General features: G+C 46.7%; 2 protein-coding genes and 1 pseudogene. 1 reads left to right on the plus strand and 2 read right to left on the minus strand.

Annotation, left to right across the window (positions count from 1 at the left end; all coding sequences use genetic code 11):
- A pseudogene (gene pheS, locus ACWHAR_RS22095) lies at positions 1–131 on the minus strand (phenylalanine--tRNA ligase subunit alpha); the annotation flags it as partial.
- A gap of 80 nt (positions 132–211) precedes the next feature.
- Here pheS and ACWHAR_RS22100 point away from each other — a divergent pair.
- Positions 212–418, plus strand: coding sequence for a hypothetical protein (locus ACWHAR_RS22100; protein ID WP_041336268.1), 207 nt, complete (start codon positions 212–214; stop codon positions 416–418).
- A gap of 66 nt (positions 419–484) precedes the next feature.
- Here the strand turns inward: ACWHAR_RS22100 and ACWHAR_RS22105 are convergent.
- A partial coding sequence (locus ACWHAR_RS22105) for a TrmH family RNA methyltransferase (protein WP_452087837.1) occupies positions 485–1,228 on the minus strand: 744 nt, incomplete at its 5' end.

The raw sequence follows: 1,228 nt of genomic DNA on the forward strand, positions 1-1,228 counted from the left end.
CGCAGCACTTCTGTAATCGGCCCTTTTTTTCCGAGATATTGCACCCGAATATCATTGACAACCTTCAATGAGCTTGCCGCTTCTACTTGTTCTAAAGCTTCTTGTTCCAGCTGTTTTAGCTTTTCTTCCATTTTGCATCCTCCTTTTATGTAAACAAACCGTCATATGTCTTTGGAAAATAAAAAAACCCGTCCCTTGTACAAGGGACGAGTTGTGGCCGCGGTACCACCCTTATTTCAGACAGACTGATGCTGTCGTCAGCTTCATTGACATAACGGAATCAGATTCCGGTTCACCTTTACGCGCAGTGTACGCGGTCCCGGCGACAACTCAAGAGGTGAAGCCAATTTCCGGCTGCGTTAAAAATGCTCTCAGTCAGCGGCATTTTTTCCCTGGAAAGCAGTTGATCAGAAATTGAGGTCCTCTGTCACGGTTTTTGAAATATTATGTTCTATTATAGAGAAATCCAACGCTTGGCGCAACACTATCCTCGCAAGTGATACACGAGGATGGCAGCCGCAACCGCAACGTTTAGTGATTCAGCCTGTCCGTAAAGCGGCACGTACAGGTTCAAATCCGTTTTTTCCAGCAATCCAGCATCTACCCCTGCACCTTCATTTCCTACAATGAGCGCAAAGGATTCAGACTGAGGGATCTCATGGTAAGGCGCTCCGTTTTGCAGCGCCGTGCCGTATACTTTTACGCCCTCTGCCTTCAATTCGTCCACATATGAATGCAGGTTTCTTCTCACAACAGGAATATGGAAGTGAGATCCTTGCGCAGATCGCAGTGTTTTTCCGTTAAAGGCGTCCGCCGTGCCGTCACCGAGTACAACCGCATCCAAACCCGCCGCATCAGCCGTTCGAATCATTGTGCCAAGGTTTCCCGGATCTTGAACAGCGTCAATCAGCAGCACCTTGCGTGCCGTTGCCAGCTTTTCTTCAGGCATATGGCACACAGCGGCAATCTGCTGCGGCGTTTCGGTTTCAGTCACAGCTGAAAACGCATCTTCACTCAGCATATAGCACTGGATACCAGTCTCAAGATCTGAAGGAATCTTCGTTTCATCCTTTACAAGGATTTCTTTCACAATGCCCGGGCTTTTCAACGCCTCTTCAACGAGGTGTTCTCCCTCTATCAGAAATGTATTTGTTTTTGTTCGTTCTTTTTTTGTGTGAAGCTTTTTCCAATCCTTCACTTTTTGGTTTTTTGCTGATTCTATTTGTTT

The sequence above is a fragment of the Bacillus sp. LR--39 genome (assembly GCF_053613335.1).